A 19,514-nucleotide genomic window follows, 5' to 3' on the forward strand; every position below is an offset into this window, starting at 1 on the left:
CTTCATGGCCGGCAGTTTCGAGTTCGACCACCATGCCGTCGCCGCAAATTTGGATGTTGTCGGATTCGACAGCTATCCGTTGGGGAACCTGATGGGTTCGACCTTGTCCGATGACGAAAAGCGTCGATATCTGCGAACAGGTGCTCCAGATTATCAGGGCTTTCATTGCGATCTGTATCGCAGTCAGGGACGTGGCCGGATGTGGATTCTGGAGCAGCAACCGGGGCCGGTGGACTGGGCGGCTAAGAATCCCGCTCCGGCTGAGGGTATAGTGCGGCTTTGGACTTGGGCAGCTTATGCTCATGGGGCGCAAGCGGTTATGTTCTTTCGCTGGCGGCAAGCAAAATTTGCACAGGAACAATACCATACCGCCTTGCTGCGTTCAGATAACAGCCCGGATCAAGCCGCAACAGAACTGGCCCAGATCGTGAAAGATCGCAACGCGCTGCCCCCCGTTGAACGGTGCAAGGCCAAGGTGGCGATACTGCTGGACTATAGTTCGATCTGGGCGGCGGACATCCTGCCACATGATGAGGACTTTCCGAACGCGCATATTTTCCGAGAATGGTATGCGGGCTTGCGCCAGCTTGGCGCAGACGTCGATTTCCTCGGGCCGGAAGATGATTTGGATGGCTACGCGCTTATCCTTCTTCCTCAGAGCATGATTGTCAGTGCAAACCTTGCCGCCAGAATTTCTGATTCGGGTGCGAAACTGGTGATCGGGGCGCGGTCCGGCAGCAAAACGCCTTGGATGCATACCCCAGAAAACCTCGCACCCGGTGCTTTGGCCGCGCTGACCGGAGTTCGTGTGACCCGTGTCGAGTCTCTTCCACATTTGGCGCAAGAGACTGTGCAACTGGCCGACGGTCAACGGTTTGCTTTCTGCGGATGGCGCGAGATTGTCGAGACCAAGGAACAAGTTCTTGCCCGCTTTGACAGCGCCTATTGCGACGGAAGCCCTGCTGTCGTTCGATCAGACCGGGCGATCTATTTGGCCATGATCCCTCGCGACAGATTGCTTTTGTCCATTTTGCGACAGGCAATGGAATGGGCTGGCATAAGCACTTTGGAATGCGATCCTGACATTCGTTTGACCCGGCGTGGAAACTTGCATTTTGCGTTCAATTTTGGGGACGTTCCGAAACACTTGCCCGTCGGAGAGCACCGCACGTTTTTGTTGGGTGCTGATCCAGTTGGCGCCAGGGATTTGGCTGTTTGGCAAGAAGATGTGACACCAAAAAGAACAATCTGAACGTGTTCTTGTAAGGAACTGGACTTAAGATTTCTGAAAACTGTCACTTTTGGACTGCCGTACTGACACGGAAAGTCCTATAAACAAAAAATAAAAACAAAACAGTCCATCAATGGGAGAATTCTAATGGCTGATAAATCGACTCTTTCCAGACGCTCGGTGCTAAAAAGCGCGGGCGCAGCTGCTTTGGCGGCACCGCTGTACAGCAAGAGCGCGCTGGCGTCTTCGGGTGAGATTAACATTCTGATGTGGTCGGACTATCTTCCACCTAGCTTTATCGAAGAGTTTCAGACCCTGACCGGCATCAAAGTCAACTACACCGGCATCGGCTCGAACGAAGAAATCATCAACAAGATGAAGGCCACCAAGGGCCAGGGCTTTGACATTGTCTCGCCCACCAACAACCGCTCTTTGCAGTGGGAACCTTTGGAGCTGCTGCAACCCTTTGATATGAACAAGGTTCCGATTGATCTGGTGAACCCGGCAATGGCCAAGATCGGTACTGACGCTTGGAACTTCGGCGGATCAGGCGCGCATTGGCTGCCGCATATCTGGGGCACAGAAGGTATCGCGTATCGCACCGATTTGTGGCTGCCGGAAGGTGACGCGCCGTCTTATGGCGATGTCTGGTCGGAAGAAAACGCGGGCAAGACAATGGGTCGCGCGCATTCGATGATGCTGGGCGCGGGTCTGTTCATGGAGCGTTCTGGCGAAATGGAGCCGGGCTCGGTCTGGGCTGCGTATGGTGACGAAGACACAATGCGCAAAGTCTGGGGTCAGATCACCGACTGGTGCATCGCGCGCAAGGATCGCATCAAATTGATCTGGAATGACGCCGATACGCAGAAGAACGGTCTGCTGAACGAAGGTGTGATCGTTGGCCAAACTTGGGATGGCCCGCCACTGGCGCTGAAGTCCGCCGGTGAGCCCGTGCACTACCAGGCGCCTGTCGAAGGTGCGATGGCCTGGGTTGACGGTATGTCGATTCCAACAGGTGCTGCGAATATCGATCAGATCTACGCGTTCATTGACTTTGCCTATCAGGCGAAACCTGCTGGTGTTGCTATCGACAGCCATGGATACAACTCGCCGGTTCTGGGTGCCGATCAATATTCGGGCGACACTTACAAGAAGAACTTTGCCGAAGCCTATCCGGGGGACTCGCTGGCCAACCTCAACCCGTGGCCGGCCGAAGCGCCTTGGTATGCTGAAACACGGACCGAGTTCGTCAACAAGTTCAAAAGCGCTTAACCGCTTAGAAAACGGCCCTCCGCAAACCGCGGGGGGCCACAATCTGCGCGCCGTCCCGGCGTGACGGAAAGCAATGTGGTGCGAAGACAATGCGCACCTCAGGGAGATACCTAAAATGAGTGCAGGGGTCGGCGTCGATCTTGAAAACCTGTGGATCCGCTTTGGTGATTTCGTCGCTGTGCGGGACGCGAATGTGAACATCAACGGGGGCGATTTCTTCTCGTTTCTCGGGCCATCGGGCTGTGGCAAAACGACGATCCTGCGCGCCGTTTCAGGTTTTCTGGAGCCCAGTGAAGGCAAAGTGCTGATCGGCGGCAATGACATGCGTGGCATCGGCCCTAACAAGCGACCCACGGCGTTGATCTTTCAGAACCTGGCGTTGTTTCCGCTGATGAAAGTGTGGGAAAACATTACTTTTTCGATGGAAATTAAAGGCGCCAGTGCAGCCGAACGTCGTAAGCGAGCCGATGAGCTTCTGGACATGATCGCGCTGCCGGGACAGGGCGACAAACTGCCCAGCGAACTGTCCGGCGGACAACGCCAACGTGTGGCCATTGCTCGTGCGCTCTGCGCTGAGCCTGATGTTTTGCTGCTAGATGAGCCGCTGTCGGCACTGGACCTGAAACTGCGTCAGCACATGCGGACCGAGCTGCGTGAGATTCAGCAGCGCGTGGGTATCACCTTTATCTACATCACCCACGATCAGGGTGAGGCGCTCACCATGTCGGACAACATCGCGGTCATGCGTGCAGGCGTGATTGATCAGATTGCGGATGGCAAAACTATCTACAACGACCCGAACACCGCGTTTGCCGCCTCTTTTGTTGGCGAAAACAACGTATTCCGCGGTAAAATTAAACAAGTCATGGGAAATGAAGCGCTCATTGCGACCAACCGATCGGGCGAACTGGTGGCGCGCATTTCAACAGCCAATCAGGGTAAGATGAAAGAGGGCGACGACGCGATGATGTTCGTGCGCCCCGAAGCCTTTACCATCGCTCCGGATGGCAGCACAGGGGACCATTTCGTGACCGCCCGGGTTAAGCACGAGGAGTTCGAAGGAAACGTCTTCAATATCTTCACCGAAGGCGATGGTGGCAAAGAGATCAAAGTGTCTCTGCCAAACCTCGGACAGTCCTTTGAAGACCACACCGGCCAGACTATCACGCTGGAATACGAGACCCGCAATGCGGTTCTGGTGCCAGCGGGTGAACTGGCCGCAGAGTAGGGGTGTAGCAGATGCCCCAGTTTCTAAAAGAATTCTTCAACCGCAATGGCACGGGCATGGGGTTGGCGATCTTGGGTCTGGTCCTGTTTTGGACCATCGGCCTGATTATCCTGCCGCAGCTGTCGATGTTGGACTTTTCGTTCCGTCCGAACCTTCCGCCGCCCGAGATCGGCGGCCCCAAGGACGTCTATACGCTTGAGAACTACAAGTATCTGATTTACGGCCCAGAAGGTGGCAGTCAGGACTACAACACAGTCGATCTGAGGGTGTTTTTCCGCACCCTTGTCGCAGCAGTTTGTGTGACGATCTTCAACCTGATTATCTGCTATCCAATCGCCTATTACCTTGGGCAATCCGAAGGCAGCCATATCCGCATCTTTGCGATCATGCTGATCATCCCCTACTGGATCAACGAAATCCTGCGGGCTTTTGCCCTGCGGATCATCTTTGGTGAAACCGGGGTGCTGAACACGTTGTTCATGGGCTTGGGAATCTGGGATATGCCGTTTGATTTTATCCGAAACGACATCGCGCTCTATGCCGGTCTGGGTTACGCCTATATCCTTCTGATGGTCTTCCCGATGTATAACGTCATAGAAAGTCTCGATAAAAACCAGATCGAGGCCGCCCGTGACCTAGGTGCGCCGTGGTGGCGGATTCACTGGCGTGTGGTCATTCCTTATGCGAAGCCGGGGATCAGTTCAGGCTGTACCATGGTTTTCATGCTCAGTGCCGGTGCGCTGGCCGCACCTCAGATTCTGGGCGGACCGTCGTCGCTTTGGTTCACGCAGCTGATTTATCAGCAGTTCAACGACAACAATGACTGGCCTCAGGGTGCCGCCTACGCCATCGTTCTGTTGGTGACATGTATCCTGTTCGTGCTGGCAGTCATGCGCCTGTTCAAGGTGAACATGGGGGATATCGGGAAATGAACAATTCCTTCCTCCGTATAAGTGTCTGGGCATATCTGGCGATCTTCTTCCTGTATCTGCTGGGACCGCTTGTGATCATGTCGATCACCGCGTTCAACTCATCCGGTTTCCCAAGGATGAGCCCATGGGAATGTCTGACCTTCCAGTGGTTTGGTGAGTTGTTTCAGGATCAACGTATCCTGAACGGCATCAAGAACTCGGTGATTGTCGGTCTGGGGACAGTGATCCTGTCGGTAGCAATGGGACTGGCGGGCGCGTTGATGCTGACGCAGATCTGGCCCAAGCTGCGCGCGACTTACTATACCATCATCATTGCGCCAATCTTGATCCCCGGTGTGGTTCTGGGTATCTCGACTCTGGTGTTCTGGGACCGGATCAACCGGATGCTGGGGCTGGGTGCAGATAGCTTTCTGTCGAACGGTATCTTCCTGACGGTGATCGGCCAGTCCACCTTTATCGCAAGCTATTGCATGTTGGTGCTGGTGGCGCGATTGCAGCGCTACGATATTGCCCTGACCGAAGCAGCATTGGACCTTGGGGCCAGCCACGCACAGGCGTTCCGCAAGATATTGCTGCCGTTCATGCGCCCGGCGATTGCCTCGGCGGCGGTGCTGGCATTCCTCGCTTCGTTCGAGAACTACAACACCACCACCTTCACGTTTGGTGAGTACCCGACGCTGACGATCGAGTTGGCCCAGAAGGTCCGCTATGGCATCACACCCGCGATTTCTGCACTGGCATTTATCATCGTGGCCTTGACCGTGTTCTTTGCCTTGCTGAATGAAGCCAAGCTAAAGCGTCAGGAACTGGTGGCAGCGGCGCGCAAGAACGCAACGGTTGAGGAACTGGCAGGCAAGATCAAATTGCCCAGCTTCTTTGCCGGAAACGCAGCTGCGGTTCTGGTGGTTGTTTTTGTGATTGCAACGATCACGGTTGTCGGCACCGCAACGGCCTACGACCCTGGTCAGTGCATTGCTGACGTACGCGAGCAGAAACAGCTGGAGGCCGAACAGCGCATTCAGCAACTGCGCGAGCAACGCGAAGAGCGCCGCAGGCAGCGCGAAGCCGAAGAAGCCGAACAGGGCGGGGCACAGTCCACGCCGAAGCCGTCGAACAACAGTGGCTTTGGAAACGTGTTTGCCCCCAACTCACTGGGCGGAGACGAAAGCGAAAGCGACGATGGTTCGTCCGAGGCCGACCCGGCCCCATCGAACAACAGCGGGTTCGGCAACGTCTTCGACCCCAACAGCCTGCAAAGCGACGACTAGCGTCGCAGGTTGATAGCCAAGGCATCCGCCCGGATCAGGATCAACCCTGTCCGGGCGGATTGCGTTTCAGGATGGCGACATCGCATCCTTGAACAGTTTGCCCATTCCAGATCACCGGGCTTGCGTTGTAGTTGATCAGGAACACATGATCAGCTGTCTCGCGCATCCTCAGGCCTTGAGGCATGGCCTGCACGCTCAACCCTGTGTGCCTTGCCGCCATCGCAATAACCCGATCCCAAAGCGTTTCATCAGGAAATCCTGCCAGATACCAAACCCTGTTTTCCCCTTTGAGCGCGGCTGCCCCATCTTCGAAATTCAGCAAGTCCGTGGCGGAACCTGACAGTCGATCAACCCAGTGCAACGCCGCGCCACCGCCGTTAACAGGTCGCTCTACCGTCGGAGGAAGCGTTTCGACCAGATCGACGTCACAGTCCAATGCACTCAATCCGGGGCGGCCATTCTCGGGAATTTGGAAATCGCCCGTTATGGCACCACTTCGGGGGCCAAGGATGGCGAGTTTACATGCCGATTGCAGACGGCTCTCCAAATCCTGACCAAGCGTCGCCAGACCCGGCGCAAGAATCAGATCGTATTTTCCTGAGAGGTCATGAGTAGATACGAAATCCACCGACATCCCCACGCGGCGCAGCGCGCGATAGGCCGCAAAGACCAATCGAAAGTAATCAAATCCGGCCCCCTGCGGCTGAGTGACCCATGCCCAGTCCGATGCATAGTCGAACACGATAGCCACCTTGGCTTGCTCTTGCCGCACTTCACCCAATTCTGACAGAGCATCTGCGGTTTGGCGGGCTTCGGTCAAAGCAGGCGCGGGTTGGTCATTCGGCGCCAACAAGCCTGCGTGCATCTGCTCTTGCGCGAAGGGAGCTTGTCGCCAACGAAAATAGCTCACCACTTCAGCGCCATGAGCAACGGCCTCAAGAGACCACAGCCGTACCATTCCGGGAAGGGGCGCCGGGTTATAAGGCGCCCAGTTTACGGGGCCGGGTTGCTGTTCCATCACCCACCAACGTCCGCGTCCGACGGCCCTGTAAAGGTCATGATGAAACGCCTGCATATCCGGGTCGCCTTGCTGCAGAAAAGCGATCTTGTGCCTGTCGTCATCTTCCAGCCGATCCGACAAAAACCCAATTGGGTAGCTGTCCCAGGTTGCAATATCCAGATCTGCACCGACCTCGAAGTGATCGAAATCCAGAACGCGGCCCATGTAATTGTGCAGCAGCGGGACGTCGGTCAGCTGCCGCAAGACGTCAACCTGAGCCTTGTTGAACGCCACAACCTGATCCGAGCTGAACCGCCGGAACGCCAAAACGTGGGCCGGGTTTGGCTCGGTCACGGTTTGATTGGGCAGGTCGACATGATCGAAGCTGGCGTATTCCATCGACCAGAACACATTGCCCCATGCAGTGTTGAGCGCCTCTATGGATTCGTATTGTTTCGCAAGCCATTGTCGGAACGCGTGCAGAGCAGGGGCGCTGTAGCTGACCGTCGTGTCATGGCACCCGTATTCGTTGTCGATCTGCCATGCCGCCACGTGTGGGTTGTGGCCATATCGCTCGCCCATGATACGGGCAATGCGTGAGCATTCGTCGATATAGCCTTGATGGCTAAAGCAATAATGCCGTCGCGACCCAAACTTACGGGGATGCCCCTGTTCATCCACGGCAAGCATATCCGGGTGTTTATCCACCATCCAGCGGGGCGGCGTTGCCGTTGGCGTGCCCAGCACCACCTTCAATCCGGCGGAACCAAGCGTTTCGATCGCGCGATCCAGCCATCCGAGTTGCAAGTGACCCGGCTGAGGCTCCATACGGCTCCATGCAAACTCACCGATCCGAACCCAGGTCAGGCCGGTGGCAATCATGCGTGCAGCGTCCTCCGCCCACATCGCCTCGGGCCAGTGTTCGGGATAATAGCAAACGCCAAGTTCCGGCTTCATAAAATGACCCTGTGTTCTGCCTGACCCCGCCCGACATTCAGCGCGGCAAAGGTCATTCCGTTGTTTGGTTGCGCTTCGATTTCGTCGGCACTTAACCCCTGACGCGCTGTTGTGCAGAACAGCGTACTCAGATCACTGCCGCCAAAGGCCGGGCAGGATGTATGCGCCGCGTCGTAAGAAACGGCACGCAGGAATTGTCCCTCAGATGTATAACAGGCAACCCGGCTGGCACCCCATTGGGCAATCCAGATGTTGCCAGCGGCATCAACCACAGCACCGTCAGGGTTCAACCCTTCGGCCCGAAGGTCCAGAAAGACCGTATGATCCCCTTCAGGCCAACCGGTTTCCGCGTCCAGCTTCCAACGCCGAACCTGCCCCGTCACGGTATCGCAAAAATATGCAACCGACCGATCCGGAGCAAAACAGATCGCGTTTGAGATTGTCACATCCGCAACCAAACACCTCAACGCGCCTTTCCAGAACCGATAGATCGATCCTGCCCCGGGTTCGGCTTCCTTCCCCATCGTTCCGATCCAGAATCCACCCCAAGGATCAGCACGGCCATCGTTCGAGCGGGTCACGGGGTTGCCTGCCTCCAATGGCGTGATCAGGCTGCGATCCGCAGTATTGAGGTCAAAACGCCAAAGCCCCGTTTCCGACGCCAGAAGCAGCGTATCGCGGTCTACCCACCCGGCGGCCGAGACATGTTCATCAAATGCCCAGCTATGCGGTTCTTGCCCGTCACGGGTCATCAGGCGTTTGCCGATGATGTCAAACCAATACAACTGTTGCCGTTCGGGGTGCCACAAAGGGCCTTCGCCCAGTTCACAGGGGCGATCGTCGAAAACAGTGCTCATCCCGCCGCCTTGTCATAGGCGGCAACGATCTGGTGGGCGCGATCAGCGATTTCGGTCACGTCCATCCCAGGTTTATACAGCGCCGATCCGATCCCGAACCCATCCGCACCGGCCTTGATCCACTGATCGAAATTCTCAGGTCCCGCACCACCCACGGCAAAGACCAGCGCACCGTCAGGCAAAACCGGGCGCAAAGCGGCCAGTCCGGCGGGTCCTGCCATCACTCCGGGAAACAGCTTTAGCCCTGTCGCCCCGGCCTTTAAGGCCGCAAAGGCTTCGGTCGGGGTGTAGATACCCGGCCAGCTTTGCATCCCCAAAGCGACCGAACGGCCAATGACGCCGGCATCATAGTTTGGCGATACGATCAGTTTGCCCCCAGCAGTTGAAACAGCTTCAACTTGATCGACGGACAACACAGTGCCCGCTCCGATCAGTGCCTGATCCCCGAATGACCCGGCCAGAATGGCGATGCTGTCTAACGGGTCGGGCGAATTGAGCGGTACTTCGATCCGGTCAATCCCTGCGTCAAGTATCGCGTGCCCAACGGCTTCGGCCTCGGTCGGATTAAGCCCACGAAGAATGGCGATGATGGGACGGCTCATGAATTCACCTTGTCTTTTGCCAGAGCAAGCCCTGCCAGCGTTGCCGCAGTGACGTTTTCAGTTTCGACAAACGCGCCCTGCAATTTAAGAGCAGTTACATAGATCTGCGACACACCGTCGGCACCAATCACGGCCAGCTGTTGTCCCAACCAATAGGGTCGGGTGGCGGCCAGTTCGGCACCGATCAGCAACCCCGAAAGCTGCGCGCGCGCGGTGCCTTTGTCCTGTCCTTGCAACAAGTCTGCAGCGCGTAGACCGAATAGGCGTGCTGCCAGTTGTTCGGGCTTGGACAGTGTATCTGCAACGGCGTCCACAAATGCGTTCTCATCCCAACCTTCGCAAACCGAATGCCGGAGCACCGATTGCCCCGACAACAGGTCGAACATCTCGCCCGTCATAAACGTCCGAAAGCTGACAACTTCGCCCACGCTGACCTGAACCCATTTTGTATGCGTTCCGGGCAAACAGATCACCCCATCCCAATTCTGCCGCCCGGCAAGAAACCCTGCGATCTGCGTTTCTTCGCCCCGCATAACGTCCGGTGGTGTTACCTGTTTCAACCCTGGCACGACAAAAGCGCGGATGCGCGGATCGGTGTCTGGAACTTGCACCGGCGCACCGGGCAGAGGTTGGGTTGGAACAGCGCCATAAGGTGCTTCGACCCAGCCTTGCCGTGCTCCGACCATACCGCAGGCAATCACATCGATGCGGGTATCTGTAAGCCACGTTTCAATGAGATCCAGCAAAGCCGCTTGAAATCCACCTTTGCCAACATGAGCCATACCAGCACCGGACTGCGCCTGATCCAGAACCTCAGTCCCCTGCATGGCCCAAGCCCGCAGATGAGAGGTGCCCCAATCAACAGCGATCCAATCTGCTTTCATCCCATCACCCCGTTACAACAACGCCACCGTCAACGACCATGCATTGCCCGGTCATCGCGCGGCTGGCCTTAGACGCCAGAAACAAGGTGGGTGCAATCATATCGTCAGGTGTCAGATGCTCTTTCAGGCACTGCCGATCCAGATGTGCAGCCAAATCCTCGGGCGTGGCCCACATGTCCAGCTGTTTCTGTGTCAGAACCCAGCCAGGGGCCAGAGCGTTGACCCGGATGTTCTGCGGCCCAAGTTCGCGCGCCAACGAGCGTGTCATACCGGTAATTCCGGCATTTGATGTCGTGTAGATTGGATAACCTGCGTTGCCCATCATGTAGCTGATCGAGCTGAAATTGATAATCGCTCCGCCTTCTTTCATCTGCCGGGCCGCTTCCTGACAGGCGAAGTAATAGGCTTTCAGGTTGACCTCGATCATCCAGTCCCAGAACTCTGGCGTTGTTTCGCCCAAGGCGTGCCGCTGATCGTTGGCCGCGTTGTTGACCAACACGTTCAAGGGCCCATGCGCCTCAGCTGCTTTTTGCATAGTAGCGTGCAGCAGTTGGGTGTCCGTCATGTCACCCTGCATGAAAAGGGGGGCGCGGCCATGTTTGTCGCGCATCTCTTCGACAAACGCATTGGCATCCGAGCGACCGATGAAGGCCACATTGGCGCCTTGAGCCATGAAACCGTCGGTCAGCGCAGCGCCTACGCCGGAGCCACCGCCTGTGATGTAAACGGACGCCCCGTTCAGGTCGTGAAATGTTGCTGGTTGTGGCATCAGTGGCTCTCTCTGGTCACAAGGCGTGTGTCTTTGCCCACAAGGAAATCAAGGTCGGCCCCCTGATCGGCTTGCAGAACGTGGTCGATATAAAGTTTCGCATAACCGCGGGTATAGTGAGGTTCGTCCGGTTGCCACGCGGTGCGGCGCGCGTCCAGTTCCACTTCATCAACCAGTAATTCCATCTCACCTTTGCTGGCCGAGATACGAATGCGGTCACCGGTTTTCACCAGTGCCAGTGTTCCACCGGCTTGCGCTTCGGGGCTGACATGCAGAATGACGGTGCCATAAGCGGTACCGGACATGCGCGCGTCTGAGATGCGGATCATGTCACGCACACCTTCTTTCACCAGCTTGGCCGGGATCGGCATGTTGCCAACTTCGGGCATGCCGGGATACCCTTTGGGGCCGCAGCCCTTCAGAACCAGAATGGTTTCGGGTGTGACGGGCAAGTCATCCCGGTCGATATTGGCTTTCAGGTCCTCAATATTTTCAAAAACATAAGCCTCGGCTTCCGTTTCCAGAAGTTCATCAGTCGCCGCCGAAGGCTTCACGATGGCCCCGTTGGGCGCCAAGTTGCCTCGCAAAACGCGCAGACCGGCGGCAGGTTTCACCGGATCGTTGAAAGGGCGGATGACGTCCGTGTTGAAGCACTCGGCCCCTTCATAATGGGCTGAAATGTCCTTGTTCAACACGGTTTTTGCCGGGCGAAGGAAAGGTTTAAGCTCGTTCAGCACGACGGGAACCCCGCCTGCGTAGCAGAAGTCCTCCATCAGGTATTTGCCCGAAGGCATACAGTTCACCAACAGGGGAATTTCCGATCCGATCTCAAAATCCTTGAGCGTCAGATCAACGCCAACACGGCCTGCCAGAGCCAACAGATGAACGACGGCGTTGGTAGACCCACCCACGGCGGCATTGGCCAGAATGGCGTTTTCAAAAGCTTCTTTGGTCAGAATGTCCGAGGGTTTCAGGTCTTCGTCCACCATCTCGACGATCCTTTTGCCGGTCAGATGCGCCAGCGCCATACGGCGGGCATCCACGGCAGGCAGGGCAGCATTGGTAGGCAGGGACATACCCATCGCCTCAACCAGCGATGCCATAGTGGAGGCTGTTCCCATTGTCATGCAAACGCCTGCACTGCGAGACATGCCGGATTCGGCGTTCATGAAATCCTGTAGGGTCATTTCTCCAGCACGGACGGCTTCCGAGAATTTCCAAACATCCGTGCCCGAGCCGATATCCTGCCCGCGGTACTTGCCGTTCAGCATCGGGCCAGAGCTGACCACGATTGACGGCAGATCGACCGAAGCCGCGCCCATCAACTGCCCCGGTGTTGTCTTGTCACACCCACCCAGAAGGACAACGCCGTCGATGCCGTAAGCACGAATGCTTTCTTCGACGTCCATCGCCAACAGATTGCGGAACAACATGGCGGTCGGCTTCATCTGCGTCTCGCCCAGTGACATAACGGGGAATTCGACCGGAAAGCCACCGGCCTCCCACACGCCACGTTTGACCCCTTCGGCGAGATCGCGCAGGCCCGAGTTGCAGGGGGTCAATTCCGACCACGTGTTGCAGATTCCAATGATAGGTCGCCCGTCGAAAGCGTGATCGGGAAAGCCCTGGTTTTTCATCCAGGAACGATGAATGAACCCGTCCTTGTCGAGCTTTCCGTACCAATGCTGTGAGCGGCGTTTTGTCATTTTTGCGGTACTTTTCTTGGCTGCGGTTGGAATTGAGTATTTTCAAAAAGATGAAGATCAGGCGGCCCGCGCGGGGCGGCACCAATCGGGCAGCCAGTCGGCATGGGCTGTTAACAGGTCACTCACCAGGTTGCGGATTTGGCGCAGGTCGAGTTCGGCCGCGGTATGCGGATCCATCATGGCGGCGTGATAGATGTATTCGGGGTTCTGATCGATCAGAGCCCGAACGGTCAGTTCCTGCACGTTGATCTGAGTGCGCATTAAGGCAATCAGTTGCGGCGGGATATCGGTGATGACCGAAGGCTGCACACCGTTGCTGTCGACTAGGCAGGGCGTTTCAACCGCTGCGCCCAGTGGAAGTTGGGGAATTTGGCCGGTGTTGGGCAAGTTGCCATAGGCTGTATAGGGCGTATCCGTGACGATGGCGTTCATCAGGTCAGCGGCAAATTCGTGGCTGCGGATGACTTCAATGTCACGACAGTCGGTCAATGTCTTGGCTTGTTCTTTCCAGTTGGCCACCTGTTCAACGCAGCGGGTCGGGTACTCGTCCAGCGGGATTGAGAATTGCTCGATCAGGTCCTGACGTCCGTCCTTGATGAACCACGGGACGTACTCCGCCAGATGTTCCGAGCTTTCAGTGCAAAAATAGCCAAGGTGATCCATGACCTCGTAACGCACTTTGTTGGGGCAGCGTGGCATCAGCAGCGGAGCCTTGGGAATTTGGCCACTTGCATAGCCTTGCCGCAACGCGGGGTAGAGGTCGCGCCCCTGATGTTCGAGTTTCAGGAAAAACGCGACGTGATTTACACCGGCAACCTTGTAGCGGAACTCGTCTTTGGGCAGGTCAAGATCATGGGCCACTTCTTCGACCGTATTCTGAACCGAATGGCACAGGCCAACCTGTTTCAGCGCCGGGAATTGTTCGGCCAGCGCCCAGGTGTTGATTGCCATAGGGTTCACGTATTGTAGCAGCGTCGCGTTGGGGCACAGCTGCATCATGTCGCGTGCGACGTCCCACAACACCGGAACCGTGCGCAACCCGCGCATGATGCCGCCGACGCCCAGTGTGTCGGCGATGGTCTGGCGGAGACCATATTGTTTGGGTATCTCAAAATCGGTGACCGTGCAGGGCTCATACCCACCGATCTGAAAGGCAGTGATGACAAAATCTGCGCCGTGCAATGCGGCGCGTCGGTCTGTATGCGTGGAAACAGTCGCACCCGTGCCGACCGAGCGGATCATGGCGCGCGCCACAGCTTCGCTTTCGGCCAGCCGCTCGGGATCAATATCCATAAGCGCAAAGTGGCTGTTTGCCAGCGCAGGGGTCAGCAGGGCGTCACCAACGATATTCTGCATGAAAATCGTGGAACCTGCACCGATAAAGGTGATCTTTGTCATCTTACAAACTCTTGGTTTGACGTTATTTTACTGCGCCGAGGGTCAGGCCCGCGATGAAGTGTTTCTGCATGAGGAAGAACATGGCAACAGGCGGCAGGGCTGCGACGATCGAGCCTGCACTCATCAATTGGTAAGCAGCTCTGAACTGGGCGTTAAAACTGGTGATCCCCGCCGTAACAGGTTGGCTTTCTGCGCCTTGGGTTAGAACAACGGCCCAGAAATAGTCGTTCCAGATAAAGGTAAAGATCAGCACGCTGAGCGCAGCGATTGCAGGCTTCATCAAGGGCAAAACGACATACCAGAAGATACGGATTTCGCTGATACCCTCGACCCGCGCAGCTTCGATCAACTCGAAGGGCAGGGCGCGAATGAAGTTCCGCATGAACAGGGTGCAGAACCCGGTTTGGAAAGCAATGTGGAACAGGACAAGGCCGGTTTTGGTATTGTAGAGACCGAGTTCAAGCGTGAGATCACGGACAGGCACCATCAGAATCTGGAAGGGTACGAAGTTGCCCGCAACGAACATGAAAAAGATCCAGAGGTTTGATTTGAACTTGTAGATCCCAAGCGCAAAGCCAGTCATGCAGCTTAGCGCGACAGCTCCGATCACCGTCGGGACGGTGATCATGAACGAGTTCAACAGATAGCGTGGCATGTCCGAGTTGAAGAACACCTGCCCATAGTTGAACGCACCTTCAAAGCTTGATGGCAATCCCCAGTAGTTGGCGTTTGTGAAGTCTGCGGCTGGTTTGACCGAAAACAGGGCAACCGCCAGCAATGGACCAAGCCATAGCAACAGGGCCAGCGGCAGCATGGCCTGATAGGTGATCTGCGCCGCGCGAGGTTGTTTTTCGATGGGTTTGGGAAACATTTCAGTGCCCCTTTTCTTCGCGGTACATCGACCACAGGAAGTAGGCGATGAAGCAGAGCATGATCAGGAACAGGATCACCGCGATGGCCGCGCCATATCCCATGCGGAAGCCGTATTCAGACAGGGCAACCTCGAACATGTAGTAGGCCAGCACCCGAGATGATCCGAAGGGTCCGCCTTGGGTCATGATCGAGATCAGGTCGAAGCTGCGCAACGCGCCGATGATTGTAACTACGAAAGCGATGAAGGTGGCGGGGCGCAATTGTGGCAGGATGATATGCCACAGCATTCTCCACCCTTTTGCGCCATCCAATCGCCCGGCCTCGATCTGTTCCGGATCCACAGCGTTCAAGCCCGTCAGATACAGGATCATGCAATATGCGGTTTGCGGCCAAAGACCGGCGAAGATGATGCCATAGGTGACGAACCGTTCGTCGCCTAGCACATTCAGCGGGCCAAGGCCGAAGAAACCAAGGAATTCGTTCAAGAGCCCGAAGGTCGGGTCATAAAACCATGTAAATACAAGGCCGACGACCACCTGAGAGATCACGAACGGGAAGAAAAACAGGGACTTGTACAGGCGGATGCCCCAAACCGTCTGGTTCAGGAATAATGCAATGAACAGGCCCGCCGGAATCGCCAGAAGATAAAGGACCAGCCAGATCAGGTTATTTTTCAGCGAGATGAAAAAAGCGTCCCGATCCACCCATTCCCAATACAGGTCTTCGTAATTCCGGAACCCGACATATTCGGCTGCGCCCAAACCGTCCCATTCGTAAAGGGACAGGTTGAAGGATTGGAATACCGGGATGATCACATAGACCATGAAGAACAGCAGGCCCGGTGCCAGAAACAACCACGGCGCAATTCGCTGCTGGTTGCGGTGAAACCAGCTTTCTTGTTCTGGGATGTCGGCGGCAACGGTCATGACGGTGTTCCGGGTGATAAGGGGTGGCGGACTGAAGCCCGTCCTATATTTCAGGGGATAGGTAGGCCGGGCAATTAGCCCGGCCCGATCCGCTTAGTTGTCGTAGATGCGCTGACGAGCGCGTTCCAGTTTCGCCAGAATACGATCAGCATTGTCCGGCTTGACCATGAATTCCTGGAAGCCTTCCATCGACACTTTGGCCATTTCAGCCGGAGCATCGCGATCCCAGAACTGAGCGACACCGCCCGGGCTGTTGGATGACAACATTTGGAAGCCCTGCTGCAGGAACTTGTCGTCATCCACCGAAGACTGCGCGTTCACAGGCAGCTGACCAAGGTTTGCACCATTGTTGATCTCGGTCTGCTCGTCTGCCGAAACCACAAAGCGCAGGAACTCACGCGCGGCTTCTTTGTTGGACGCATTGGCCGGGATGTGGAACGTGTCTGTCGGCGCGTCTTCGGCCAATTCGACGTCAGGATTGATCGAAACGAACTGGTAGAAGTCCAGTTGATCATCCGTCAGCCCCGCATCCCGCAACGGCGCAACGGCGAAATTGCCCATCAGGTAAGCAGCGGCTTCGCCGTTGACCATGAAGGGCAGGGCCTCTTGCCAGCTATAGGTCTGGTGGTTGTCGATGAACGCACCCATGTCGATCAGCTGTTTCCAGTTGGCGAAGGTCTGTTTGACTCGATCATCTTCCCAGCTGATTTCGCCATTGGCGAGTTGGTTGTGGAAGTCAAACCCGTTGGTGCGCATGTTCAGGTAGTCGAACCAGCCACCGGCGGTCCACAGGAACTTGGTGCCGATGGTATAGCAGGCGCGACCTGAATCGACGATCTTCTGGCAGTTGGCCAGTTCTTCTTCCCAGGTCGTCGGCTCGCTCAGACCCAGCTCATCAAAGATGTCTTTGCGATAGTAAACGCCCCACTGATAGTAGGTGTATGGCACACCCCACTGCTTGCCATCGATAGTCATCGCGCCTTTGGTCGAAGCCAGGTTCTCGGCAATTTCAGGCTCGGCCCACAGGTCTGAAACGTCTTCAAACAGGCCAGCCTCAACATACGGCTTCATGCGATTGGCTGCGTACCAAGTGGCCACGTCCGGAGTGTCGGCCGTAAGGAAATTGCGGATCTGCGTTTTATAAGCTTCGCGGTCGATCACGGTGGTTTCGATTTCCAAACCTGGATGCTGTTCCGCAAACCGCTCGATCATCGCTTCCATCGTCGCACGCGGCGCCGGGTTTGACGTGTCCAAGAAAATGCGCAGCTCTCCGGTCAGTTCCGCAGCTGCTGGCGCCGCCATTGCGACGCCAAGCGCCAGCGCAGCCGTTGTGCGCTTGAAAGTGGAATACATGGTCTCCTCCCTGTTGCTCCCATGTGAGGTTCCAAATATTGAAACCAAGTTTTATATATTGAAAACTACACATCGACTCGGTTAGTCTTGTCAAGACCCATCGAGAGGAAGCGATGGAAAACGGAGGAGAACGCAAGCTCGTGTCAGGTGATGGAACCATAGGCAAAGCATGTGACGTGTTGGATCACGTCGCGGCATTTCAACGCCCTGTGCGGTTTTCTGAACTGCTGGACAGCAGTGCCTTTCCCAAGGCAACGCTCTACCGATTCCTTCAATCTCTGACGAATCAGGGAATGTTGTCTTACGACCCGGACAGACAAACCTATGCGCCTGGAATGAGGTTGGTTCGGCTGGCCCATGCTGCATGGACACAAAGTTCTCTGGCACCGATTGCTCGTCCGTTTCTTGATGGGCTGAGCCGGGAAACCGGGGAAACCGTGCACCTGGCACAGCTCGATTCGGGGCAGGTTCTGTATGTCGACAAACGCAATGCGGCGCAGCCCATAGAAATGTATTCGCAAGCTGGCAAAGTCGGCCCTGCTTACTGCACCGGGGTCGGCAAGGCGATGATGGCGTTTTTAGAGGAAGACGCGCTGAACAGGGTGATTTCTCAGCAAAGCTATCACCGTTTCACCGAAAAAACCCTGACTTCCGAACAGGCGCTGCGTGAAGATCTTGATCGGATAAGAGCCCGGGGATTTGCGGTAGACGACGAAGAACACGAACCCGGCATCATTTGTATCGCCTGCCCGGTGTTGACGTCGAACAATCGAATGCTGGGCGCGATTTCCGTGACAGGCTCGACGGAACGGATGAATTTCAAACAACTCGAAGCCTGGGTGCCGCGTGTACGCCGCGTGGCTGAACAGATCGGGGCCGAAGCGCAGGCATGGCGCTTTCCCGAAACAGGTCCAAACCATAGCAATGACAGGATGCAAGTGACATGACAGGAGTAACTCTGAACCAGGCGATCAAGCGGTATGGTCAGACGCAGGTCATTCACGGGATCGACCTGCAGATCGACGATGGTGAGTTCTGCGTTTTTGTTGGCCCCTCGGGATGCGGCAAGTCCACTTTGTTGCGCATGATTGCAGGGCTTGAAGAGACCTCGGAAGGTCAGATTCACATCGGTGCGCGGGACGTCACGCATATGGACCCTGCAAAACGTGGGGTCGCGATGGTGTTTCAAACCTATGCGCTTTACCCGCACATGACGGTCGCCGAAAACATGGGGTTCGGCCTGCGTATGAACGGTGTCGCAAAACCCGAGATTGATAAGAAGGTTCAGGAAGCTTCGAACATTCTGAAGCTGGATCAATACCTCAAGCGTAAACCCAAGGCTCTGTCAGGGGGTCAACGGCAGAGGGTTGCAATCGGTCGGGCCATTGTTCGCGGACCAGAGGTTTTTCTGTTTGATGAACCCTTGTCGAACCTGGACGCCGAGTTGCGGGTCGAGATGCGGGTCGAGATCGCGCGTCTACATCAGGAAATCGGCGCTACCATGATTTACGTGACACACGACCAGGTAGAAGCGATGACTATGGCCGACAAAATCGTAGTCCTGCGCGATGGTCGTATCGAGCAGGTGGGTGCCCCAATGGACCTCTACCGAGATCCCGACAACCGCTTTGTTGCCGGCTTTATTGGCTCACCCGCGATGAACTTCCTGGAATGTGAGTATGCCGATGGGCACGTTACCCATCCTGCCTTGGCTCAGCCATTGCCGATCACTGCAACGGTTCCTGCCGGACAGAGCAAAGTAACTTTGGGGATGCGCCCGGAACATATCCAGATCGACCGGTCGGCGGAGATCTGCACAGTGGATCTAACCGAGGCGTTAGGGGGCGTTTCCTATTCCTATCTGCTGACACCAAATGGCGACAAATTGATTGTCGAGGAGCGGGACGATCAACGCAGCAAAACGGGTGACCGGATCGGCATTTCAATCCTGCCCGAACGCGCCATGGTGTTCGACCCCGAGACAGGGCAGAGGTTTCGGTAGCAAGCAATACAGGGGCGCCGAACTCTGCCAGGACACATATAAGTCGTTAACAAACTCGCGTTTTGTGATCTTTAACTGGTCCGCTTACGGCGAATGCGCGAAAGGTATGAACTATTGCATCAGGCAGCATCCAAATCCGACCCGTGGCAAAACGCGCGCATGTAGGCAATTGATTCCAAGCCAAACCTGATTTAAGGGAAGCCCTGTCAAAACAGAGTCACCCAGGGGCGGTATCGTGATCGCGCCCCTCCCGCGC

17 protein-coding genes are annotated in these 19,514 nt (G+C 56.2%); 7 read left to right on the top strand and 10 right to left on the bottom strand.

All coding sequences use genetic code 11. The features are described 5' to 3' along the window. The 5 genes from ACXADZ_RS18410 to ACXADZ_RS18430 all read left to right on the top strand — a co-directional run. Positions 1-1,252: beta-galactosidase (locus ACXADZ_RS18410; RefSeq protein ID WP_475198694.1), on the top strand; the 1,252-nt coding region annotated here is incomplete at its 5' end. Positions 1,253-1,378: 126 nt separating this feature from the next. Then, the gene (locus ACXADZ_RS18415; protein WP_171094786.1) at positions 1,379-2,503 is read left to right on the top strand and encodes an extracellular solute-binding protein; all 1,125 of its coding nucleotides are present in this window, start codon (positions 1,379-1,381) and stop codon (positions 2,501-2,503) included. 115 nt (positions 2,504-2,618) lie between these two features. Next, the gene (locus ACXADZ_RS18420; protein ID WP_171094784.1) at positions 2,619-3,731 is read left to right on the top strand and encodes an ABC transporter ATP-binding protein; all 1,113 of its coding nucleotides are present in this window, start codon (positions 2,619-2,621) and stop codon (positions 3,729-3,731) included. A gap of 11 nt (positions 3,732-3,742) precedes the next feature. Further along, positions 3,743-4,663 carry an ABC transporter permease gene (locus ACXADZ_RS18425; RefSeq protein WP_475198697.1) on the top strand — a complete coding sequence of 307 codons (921 nt, stop codon included), beginning with the start codon at positions 3,743-3,745 and terminating at the stop codon, positions 4,661-4,663. Further along, positions 4,660-5,931: an ABC transporter permease gene (locus ACXADZ_RS18430; protein WP_475198699.1), complete on the top strand. Its 1,272-nt coding sequence runs from the start codon at positions 4,660-4,662 to the stop codon at positions 5,929-5,931. Before ACXADZ_RS18425 ends, ACXADZ_RS18430 begins: the two co-directional genes overlap by 4 nt. Before the next feature lie 40 nt (positions 5,932-5,971). Here ACXADZ_RS18430 and ACXADZ_RS18435 read toward each other — a convergent pair whose 3' ends face one another. The 10 genes from ACXADZ_RS18435 to ACXADZ_RS18480 form a co-directional block, all read right to left on the bottom strand. Continuing rightward, positions 5,972-7,888 (bottom strand): beta-galactosidase, encoded by a 1,917-nt coding sequence (locus tag ACXADZ_RS18435; RefSeq protein ID WP_475198702.1) that lies wholly within the window; start codon positions 7,886-7,888, stop codon positions 5,972-5,974. Further along, a complete protein-coding gene (locus ACXADZ_RS18440; protein WP_475198703.1) occupies positions 7,885-8,745 on the bottom strand; it encodes an SMP-30/gluconolactonase/LRE family protein in 861 nt (286 codons plus the stop codon). The genes ACXADZ_RS18435 and ACXADZ_RS18440 overlap by 4 nt, the downstream gene beginning before the upstream one ends. Then, the gene (locus ACXADZ_RS18445; protein WP_475198707.1) at positions 8,742-9,347 is read right to left on the bottom strand and encodes a 2-dehydro-3-deoxy-6-phosphogalactonate aldolase; all 606 of its coding nucleotides are present in this window, start codon (positions 9,345-9,347) and stop codon (positions 8,742-8,744) included. Before ACXADZ_RS18445 ends, ACXADZ_RS18440 begins: the two co-directional genes overlap by 4 nt. Next, a complete protein-coding gene (locus ACXADZ_RS18450; protein ID WP_475198708.1) occupies positions 9,344-10,231 on the bottom strand; it encodes a 2-dehydro-3-deoxygalactonokinase in 888 nt (295 codons plus the stop codon). The genes ACXADZ_RS18445 and ACXADZ_RS18450 overlap by 4 nt, the downstream gene beginning before the upstream one ends. Positions 10,232-10,235: 4 nt before the next feature. Further along, positions 10,236-11,000 (bottom strand): SDR family NAD(P)-dependent oxidoreductase, encoded by a 765-nt coding sequence (locus ACXADZ_RS18455; RefSeq protein ID WP_171185484.1) that lies wholly within the window; start codon positions 10,998-11,000, stop codon positions 10,236-10,238. Continuing rightward, positions 11,000-12,706 (bottom strand): IlvD/Edd family dehydratase, encoded by a 1,707-nt coding sequence (locus ACXADZ_RS18460; protein ID WP_475198711.1) that lies wholly within the window; start codon positions 12,704-12,706, stop codon positions 11,000-11,002. The genes ACXADZ_RS18455 and ACXADZ_RS18460 overlap by 1 nt, the downstream gene beginning before the upstream one ends. A gap of 57 nt (positions 12,707-12,763) precedes the next feature. Further along, on the bottom strand, positions 12,764-14,104 hold the full coding sequence (melA, locus tag ACXADZ_RS18465; RefSeq protein ID WP_475198714.1) for an alpha-galactosidase: 1,341 nt from the start codon (positions 14,102-14,104) through the stop codon (positions 12,764-12,766). Between the two features lie 22 nt (positions 14,105-14,126). Next, complete coding sequence (locus ACXADZ_RS18470; RefSeq protein ID WP_171094761.1) at positions 14,127-14,975, bottom strand: carbohydrate ABC transporter permease; 849 nt, start codon at positions 14,973-14,975, stop codon at positions 14,127-14,129. 1 nt (position 14,976) lies between these two features. Then, the gene (locus tag ACXADZ_RS18475; protein ID WP_171094759.1) at positions 14,977-15,903 is read right to left on the bottom strand and encodes a carbohydrate ABC transporter permease; all 927 of its coding nucleotides are present in this window, start codon (positions 15,901-15,903) and stop codon (positions 14,977-14,979) included. Positions 15,904-15,996: 93 nt separating this feature from the next. Next, positions 15,997-17,256, bottom strand: a complete 1,260-nt coding sequence (locus ACXADZ_RS18480) for an ABC transporter substrate-binding protein (RefSeq protein WP_171185487.1) — start codon at positions 17,254-17,256, stop codon at positions 15,997-15,999. Between the two features lie 140 nt (positions 17,257-17,396). Here ACXADZ_RS18480 and ACXADZ_RS18485 point away from each other — a divergent pair, with 140 nt between their 5' ends. Together ACXADZ_RS18485 and ACXADZ_RS18490 are read left to right on the top strand one after the other, a co-directional pair. Then, on the top strand, positions 17,397-18,203 hold the full coding sequence (locus tag ACXADZ_RS18485) for an IclR family transcriptional regulator (RefSeq protein ID WP_171671303.1): 807 nt from the start codon (positions 17,397-17,399) through the stop codon (positions 18,201-18,203). After that, positions 18,200-19,258: an ABC transporter ATP-binding protein gene (locus ACXADZ_RS18490; RefSeq protein ID WP_171185488.1), complete on the top strand. Its 1,059-nt coding sequence runs from the start codon at positions 18,200-18,202 to the stop codon at positions 19,256-19,258. The genes ACXADZ_RS18485 and ACXADZ_RS18490 overlap by 4 nt, the downstream gene beginning before the upstream one ends. The last annotated feature ends 256 nt before the right edge of the window (positions 19,259-19,514 follow it).

Source organism: Ruegeria sp. ABM4_193 (genome assembly GCF_056158705.1).